Below are 7,450 nucleotides of genomic sequence, written 5' to 3' on the forward strand. Positions count from 1 at the left end.
GATTTACTTCGGAGCTTATTTTTTTAGTTGGCGTTTTAAGTATTTCTTTTTGGTAATTCTTCTTTTGAACTTTGTAGTTTTTTCAAGAAGAATTTTATGTAATTTCACTTCTGATTCGCCTGAAAGCTCGGCATATTTTTTGGCTACCACTTTTATCATTTGTTTAGAAAGCCACATCTTTTTGAAATTATCCATTCGTTGTTCTATTGAAAGGTTTTCAAATTTCATTCGGTTTAAATCAATCAGATAGAAGTCATAATCACCTTTTCCATTTTTTACTATTAATGTATTACCCGGAGAATGGTCCAGAAAATTCACTTTTGCCTGATGCATCTTGAAAGTAAACTCGGTAAATTTTTCTAAAATCAGATTACGTTCTTCAAAAAATGGATCATGAATAAGTTCGCGAATAGTAAAATCATAGTCAATATGATGACTAATATAATAACTGTCTAGTAGCAATCCAAAACTATTTTTATTCTCAATATATGCAATTGGGAATGGCGTTTGGATGGAATTTTGCAATAAATAATTGGCGTATTCGTAAGACCTTCTTGCTTTTGTACTTCTAAAAAAAGAATAAATAATCGATTTCAGCAAACTTGGTTTTTGAAAAAACTTAATAGAAACCTTTTCATTTTCTAAAAAATTCGATTTGATACTATTACGTGAACCTTTTACAATCCATTCGCCTTTTTCAAAAAAATCAGTAACTATCTGATAGATAGAATTTTCAAGGTATTTGTATTTCGTATTTATAGATATTTGCACAATTGTAAATTATAGTTGGGTAAATGTATAAAAAAATAGTAATTTGCACTTGTAAAAGCTTTACATATTATTTTAATGTTGGGCATTTTCAAAATTTTAAAAATTTAACTTGAAAAGCTTCGACTTTACAAAGTGACTTGAAAATGAAGAAAATTTTAATTATTCAAAATAAACGTATTGGTGATGTACTAATAAGTTCGGTTATTGCCAACAACTTCAAAAAAAAATACCCAACTAGTATTGTTCATTTAATGGCTTATGAGTTTACACATGGTGTTATTGAAAATAATCCTAACATAGATTCACTAATTTCTATAAATGAAAAAGAGCTTAAAAAGTTTAAAAAATTAATAAAAACCATAAAAGAAGTTCGTAAAGAAAAATATGATATCATTTTTGACCCCTATTCTAAATTACAGAGTAGATTGATTTGCAAATTTGGTGGTGCAAAAATCACCGTTGGTCATAAAAGCAGAAAAAAACTTGGTAATTTGGGTTATTACACAAATCCTGTTGAAATTTTGAAAGAGAAAAGTCATATTTGTGGCAAAGCTATTGAAGACAGAATTCATTTGTTACAACAAGTTGATACTTTTACCAATATTGACTATGAGCCAAAAATCTTCTTAACCGAAGAAGAAAAACAATTTGAAGTACCAGAAAACTATCAAAATAAAAAAATAATAATGCTTGGTATTTTGGGAAGCACACCTCAAAAATCGATGCCTTATAATTATATTGCAACAATTATTGATTATATTGCTGTAACTTTTGATTGCTATTTGTTATTTAATTATGCTCCACATCAAAAAGAAGAAGCTACTAAAATATATAATTTGTGTCAAAACAAATCCAATATTATTTTAGATTTATATGCTCCATCTATAAGAGATTTTGCTGTTTTGATGAATAAATGTGCCGTACTAGTTTCTAATGAAGGAGGAACTGTTCATATTGCAAAAGCGATTGGTAAACCAACATTTACCATTTTTTCACCCTATATAAATAAAGATGATTGGAGTAGTTTTGAAGATGGTAAGTTTCATAAATCTGTTCATTTATTAGATTTTCTACCCAATGCTATTTCTGAATTGTCTTACGAACAAAACAAAGAAATAGAAAAAAATCCGAGGGAATTGTACTTAAAATTAACTCCTGAAATGATTATTTCAGAATTAAACCCATTTTTGGGTGATTATTTAAAATAATTATTCCTTTTTAATTCCAAATTCTGTCCACACCTTTTTATTAGCTTTAGTTTCTTTTCTAATTTGAAGGTTTTTTTCAATCATTTCTGGCTTTACATAACTACGAGCATGATCCAAATGAATACAAACAGTCGAATATCTTATTTGTTTAGATTTAATACCTTTATTTATTAATCGTTCACCAAATTCTCTGTCTTCTCCACCATATTGCATTCGCTCATCAAAACCATTAACTTTTAAAAAATCAGATTTCCATCCCGAAGAATTATGTCCGTTCCAACTTGGAGTTGTAGTTGTCACAAAATTAAAAAACCAACTCTTAATACCAACGGCAATTAATTTATAGCTTTTGAAAGAAAATTTAATTCCATTCTTTTTTAACCAATTTATATCAAAACATTTTCCTAAATAAATATCTTCTTTGGAGATTTGTTTAGATATTTTCATTGGTAATTTATAATATCCTCCAGATAAAAAGTAACCTTCTTCTCTGTTCTTTATATGCTGCTCTATAAAATCTTCTCTTGGAATACAATCACCATCTGTCATCAAAATATAATCGGTAGTAGTAGCAAAAATTGACTTATTCAGAATAATTGTTTTTTGAAAACCATTGTCTTCGTGCCAAACATGATAAATGGGAAAAAAAACTTCTTTTTGAATTTCTGAAATAATTTTTTTTGTTTTTTCGTCAGAACCATCATCAGCAATTACAACCTCAAAGTTCCTGAAAGTCTGCGCATTATAACCATAAAGAACTTTTGTTAACCACTCTGGAGAATTATAGGTACTTATTATGATGGAAATATCTTTATTCATTACGTTGCAAAGATAAAAAAAAAATTCTAAGTTTGAACTCAAGTAAATTCATTATGTCAACTATAACAGTTATTATTCCAACTCAAAATGAAGCAAATTATATCTTCGATTGTTTGCATTCTGTTTCTTTTGCTAATCAAATTATTGTTATAGATTCATTTAGTTCTGATGATACAATTTCTATAGCCAAACAGTTTGATTGTGAAATTATTCAACGTGAATTTGATAATTTTTCAAATCAAAAAAATGAAGCTATTAAAATTGCAAAAGGTGATTGGATTCTCTTTGTTGATGCAGATGAAAGAGTTACTGAAAAGCTTAAAAATGAAATTACCAAAACTATAAATAACCCTAAAAACAATGCCTATAAAATAAGGTTTCCTCACTATTATATGAATAGATTTTTATATCATACCGAAAACAAAGTAATTCGATTGGTTAAAAATGATTCTATTTATTTTAAAGGTGAAGTACACGAAAAATTGATTCATAAAGGAACTGTTGGTCTGCTATCTAATTTTATGATTCATTATACTTATAAAGGATTATTTCATTATATAAAAAAGAAAAATTCGTACGCATGGTTTCAAGCAAAAATGGAAGTTGAAAGAAATAAAAAAGCTTCCTATTTTCATTTAATTTTTAAGCCATTTTACCGCTTTTTTCATACCTACATAATTAGAAAAGGATTTCTTGATGGCATACCAGGATTAGCAGTTGCAACAATTGATGCATATGGTGTTTTTTCTAGATATGTAAAAATGCTTTTGATAAAAAAAGGGTTAGAATAATCGCAATTTACCAAACCTGATTTTTAGTTTGAAAGCCAACAAGCTATCTTCACCTTTTATATCAATTCTTTGAATTTCATATTTACTTTTAATAGGAAGTTTGTTCACCCTATTACCAATTCTGAAACCAGCTTTAATTCCATTCTTTTCAAGTAAATCAAAAAAATCTTCTTTTTTAATTCCTTTTTTGGGAAAATCACCATAAGGATATGCTAATATTGGAAAAACTTTAAGTTGTGATTGTTTTATAGCTTCATAACTATTTTTAAAATCATATAGAATTTCTTCCTTTGAAAGTTGACTATAACGATTATGGTTAAAAGAATGATGGCCAAATTCAACCAAACCTGAATCTATGCTTTTGAGCTGTTCAACAGTCATTATTTTTTCTTGAGAAGCACCATTTTTTTTATTCCATAAATCGGTTTTACCTATGTAACCAAAAGGTATAAAAAAAGTAGCCTTTACATTATACTTTTTAAGTATCGGCAGCGCATACAAAAGTTGATTTTGAGTGACATCATCAAAAGTAATTACTATACTTTTATTAGCAAAATCTGTTTTTTCAACAAGTTCAGAAGCAAAGTAAAAAGTGTATTTTTTTTTACATAAATAAGCAAGTTGTTCATCTAACTTATCGCAAGAAATTGTCAAGCCAGCACTCAATGTTGGATTGACGTTATGATACATTAAAACAGGTAAATTAGCCACAATTTATATTTTTAGAAAAAAACTGATGTAAAAATAGTATCTTTGTAGCACATATCGTTGAATTTATGACCAAAAAAAACGAAAACACCAAAATAACCGCCCTAGCCATATCTTATAATGAAGAGCACAATGTAAAACGATATATTGAAAGTTTGTCGTTTGCAGATGAGATTATCCTTATTGATTCTCAAAGCACTGATAATTCAGTTTCTATCGCCGAAAGTATGGGAGCAAAAGTTATTCAGAACAAGTTTGAAGACTTTTCCTCACAGCGAAATTTTGGAATAAGTAAGGCCAAAAACGATTGGATAGTTTTCTTCGACTTAGATGAAATAATTACTAAAGAGCTTGAAAAAGAAATAATTGCTAAGGCAAATTCTAAAAAAAACGTTGTTGCTTTTTTTGTAAAAAGAAATTTCTTTTTCATGGGAAAGCACATCAAATATGGTGGTTGGCAAAACGACAAAGCCATTCGCTTATTCAATAAAAACTATTGTAAATACAACGGTAATTTAGTTCATGAAGAAATTAAAGCCGCTGGTAAAATTTGCTTGTTAAAAAATAGTTTAAATCATTATAGTTACAAAAGTTTTGACAACTATAACGACAAGTTAAATTTGTACAGCAAACTACAAGCTGAAAATTTATATAATAAAAAAGTCCGCCCAAATGGTTATCACTTTTTCTTCCGACCTTTGTATCGCTTCATGTGGCAGTATTTTTTTAGACTAGGAATTCTTGATGGAAAAGAAGGGTTTATTTTGGCCTATATTCATTCTTTTTCAGTATTTAAAAGATATTTGCAGTTGTGGATGCGTTATAGAAAAATTGAGTAAATTATGATGATTCCTAAATGTACATTAGTAACTCCTACTTATAATTGGCCCGAAGCGCTAGACTTGCTGCTATTGAGTATTTTGAACCAATCTGTTCTGCCAAATGAGGTACTAATTGCAGATGATGGATCTACAAAAGAAACTGAAGAGTTAATTAAAACGTATCAACAAAAATTTCCTGTCCCGCTTATTCATGTTTGGCACGAAGATATGAAAAACAGAAAGCCCGCCATAATGAATAAAGCTATTGCAAAAGCTAAATATGAATATATAATTGAGATTGATGGAGATATTATAATGAATAAACATTTCGTAAAAGACCATTTGAATTTTGCAGAAAAAGGCACCTATTTATTTGGTTCAAGAGTAAATATTCAGAAAAATAATTTAGAATCCATTTTTAGTAAAAAAACCGTTCATTTTAATTTTTTTTCAAAAGGGATTAAAAAAAGAACCCGAACAATACGAATTCCTTTTTTAATGAATTTTTCAAAAAAAACTGACATCCGTTCACCAAAGTTGAGAGGATGCAATATGTCATTTTGGAAAGAAGATTTTATTAAAGTAAATGGTTTCAACGAAAATTTAGTTGGTTGGGGAATAGATGATTCTGAAATGATTCAACGATTGCATAATATTGGAATATTGGGAAAACGATTGAAATTTGCTGGTCTTGCCTATCATATTTATCACAAAGAACAATCTAAAAGTCATATTGAAATCAATAACGAAATAGAGAAACAAACAACAGAAAAAAAAATAACTTTTATAGAAAAAGGAATAAATCAATATTTATGATGTTTGATATAGCTGCAATTCTTATCAACTACAATTCAAGTAATTTTACTATTTCTTGTGTAGAGAGTATTTTGGAAAAAACATCCAATGAAATAAAACTGCAACTTGTTATTATTGATAATAACTCTAATGAAACAGATTATTTATCTCTTTCAAATTTTATAATTCACTTAAAAAACGAAAATATAATTCTTCATCGAAGTCCAATCAATACTGGTTTCGGAGGCGGAAACATTCTTGGCGTTTCTTTTGCAAGAGCAAGATATTATGCTTTTATAAATAATGATTCCTTATTAGAAAATGACTGCCTTTCTATTCTAAAAAAGGAGATAGAGTTGGATGAATCTATAGGGATTTGTGGACCGCTATGCCACAATGAGAGAGGAGATTTATTACCAACACTAGATTATTTTGCATCACCAATGAAAGAATTTCTGGGTCGAAAATTAATGCATAAAATAAATCCGATAGAATATCCATCAAGAACCGATATAATTACCAAAAAACAAAAAGGTCAATTTGTCGCGGGAAGTTTTATGATGATGAGAGCAGATGACTATAGAAAAATTGGTGGCTTTGACCCTACTATTTTTTTATATTACGAAGAAACAGATATGTGTATACGCTTAAGAAAAATAAACAAAATGGCATACATGATTACTAATGCAAAGTTTATTCATTATCATGGAGCAAGTACAAAAAGTTCAATAGCTATAAAAAAAGAGCATAAAATTTCCTATTTATATGTGATTAAAAAACATTATGGTTATTTTTGGTATCAAATTGTTTTGAATAAATTAAGAATACAATATTTTTTTAAAAGTTTTTTCAAACCAAAATATTGGAGTCTATTCTTCCTTTTATTAATTGGTGTACCTTTGAGTAAATCGTTGAAATTGAAACAAAGAACAAAAGAGTAACATATATGAAAATTTTATTTTTTTGTCCAGACTATTACGGAATATATAAAATTATTGAAAAAGGTATTCAAGAGAACATCGATTGCGAACTAACTACTATTGTTTTTAAAGATTATCAATACAAAAATGTTTTTCAAAAATTTAAAAATTTTTTTTACAAGACTTTCTTCAAAAAAAATTTAAAAAAATTATGGGCTAGTAAACAAAATATTTCATCAATCAAACCATCTGATCAATTTGACATTGTTTTTTTTATTTGCCCCGATTTATTACTTAATGAAGAGTTAAAATTTATAACATCTAGAGCAAAAAAATCAATTGTTTATTATTGGGATAGCTTTAAAAACATACCAAGATACGAGCGGACCCTACCTTTTTTTGACGTCAAGTATAGTTTTGAAAAAAAAGATGTTGAAAAACACAATCTAACTTTTTTAACCAACTTTTATTATAAAACATTGCAGGAAATTGAAAATGAATATGATGTTTTTTTTATTGGTGCTTTAGATGAGAGAATTGATGAAATTTTAAAACTTACAAATAGGCTTTCAAATTATAGAAAAAAGATAATTGTTCAAAATAGGAACAAAAGTAAG

At 27.8% G+C, this 7,450-nt stretch carries 8 protein-coding genes and 1 pseudogene; 6 read left to right on the plus strand and 3 right to left on the minus strand.

Translation table 11 applies throughout. The annotated features are described in order from the left end of the window. Window positions 1–15: 15 nt before the first annotated feature. Entirely contained in the window at window positions 16–771 is a 756-nt protein-coding gene (locus ACIQ66_RS10405; protein WP_396212733.1) for a lipopolysaccharide kinase InaA family protein, read from the minus strand. 143 nt (window positions 772–914) lie between these two features. On the opposite strand from ACIQ66_RS10405, the gene ACIQ66_RS10410 reads away from it, so the two are divergent. Further along, window positions 915–1,979 carry a glycosyltransferase family 9 protein gene (locus ACIQ66_RS10410; RefSeq protein WP_396212734.1) on the plus strand — a complete coding sequence of 355 codons (1,065 nt, stop codon included), beginning with the start codon at window positions 915–917 and terminating at the stop codon, window positions 1,977–1,979. On the opposite strand, the gene ACIQ66_RS10415 is transcribed toward ACIQ66_RS10410, so the two are convergent. After that, window positions 1,980–2,798 carry a glycosyltransferase family 2 protein gene (locus tag ACIQ66_RS10415; protein WP_396212735.1) on the minus strand — a complete coding sequence of 273 codons (819 nt, stop codon included), beginning with the start codon at window positions 2,796–2,798 and terminating at the stop codon, window positions 1,980–1,982. It lies immediately after the preceding gene. A 32-nt stretch (window positions 2,799–2,830) separates the two neighbouring features. On the opposite strand from ACIQ66_RS10415, the gene ACIQ66_RS10420 reads away from it, so the two are divergent. After that, the gene (locus tag ACIQ66_RS10420; RefSeq protein WP_396212736.1) at window positions 2,831–3,589 is read left to right on the plus strand and encodes a glycosyltransferase family 2 protein; all 759 of its coding nucleotides are present in this window, start codon (window positions 2,831–2,833) and stop codon (window positions 3,587–3,589) included. Here ACIQ66_RS10420 and ACIQ66_RS10425 read toward each other — a convergent pair. Beyond that, window positions 3,581–4,300 (minus strand): polysaccharide deacetylase family protein, encoded by a 720-nt coding sequence (locus ACIQ66_RS10425; protein ID WP_396212737.1) that lies wholly within the window; start codon window positions 4,298–4,300, stop codon window positions 3,581–3,583. The two genes, ACIQ66_RS10420 and ACIQ66_RS10425, sit on opposite strands and share 9 nt — an antisense overlap. Before the next feature lie 65 nt (window positions 4,301–4,365). Here ACIQ66_RS10425 and ACIQ66_RS10430 point away from each other — a divergent pair, with 65 nt between their 5' ends. From ACIQ66_RS10430 to ACIQ66_RS10445, 4 genes and pseudogenes are all read left to right on the plus strand, one after another. Next, window positions 4,366–5,136: a glycosyltransferase family 2 protein gene (locus tag ACIQ66_RS10430; RefSeq protein ID WP_396212738.1), complete on the plus strand. Its 771-nt coding sequence runs from the start codon at window positions 4,366–4,368 to the stop codon at window positions 5,134–5,136. Window positions 5,137–5,139: 3 nt separating this feature from the next. Then, entirely contained in the window at window positions 5,140–5,934 is a 795-nt protein-coding gene (locus tag ACIQ66_RS10435) for a glycosyltransferase family 2 protein (RefSeq protein ID WP_396212739.1), read from the plus strand. Beyond that, the gene (locus tag ACIQ66_RS10440) at window positions 5,931–6,854 is read left to right on the plus strand and encodes a glycosyltransferase family 2 protein (protein ID WP_396212740.1); all 924 of its coding nucleotides are present in this window, start codon (window positions 5,931–5,933) and stop codon (window positions 6,852–6,854) included. The genes ACIQ66_RS10435 and ACIQ66_RS10440 overlap by 4 nt, the downstream gene beginning before the upstream one ends. 5 nt (window positions 6,855–6,859) lie before the next feature. Continuing rightward, window positions 6,860–7,450 (plus strand): annotated as a pseudogene (locus tag ACIQ66_RS10445) (hypothetical protein); the annotation flags it as partial.

The organism is Flavobacterium sp. (assembly GCF_044377315.1).
Lineage (GTDB): Bacteria > Bacteroidota > Bacteroidia > Flavobacteriales > Flavobacteriaceae > Flavobacterium.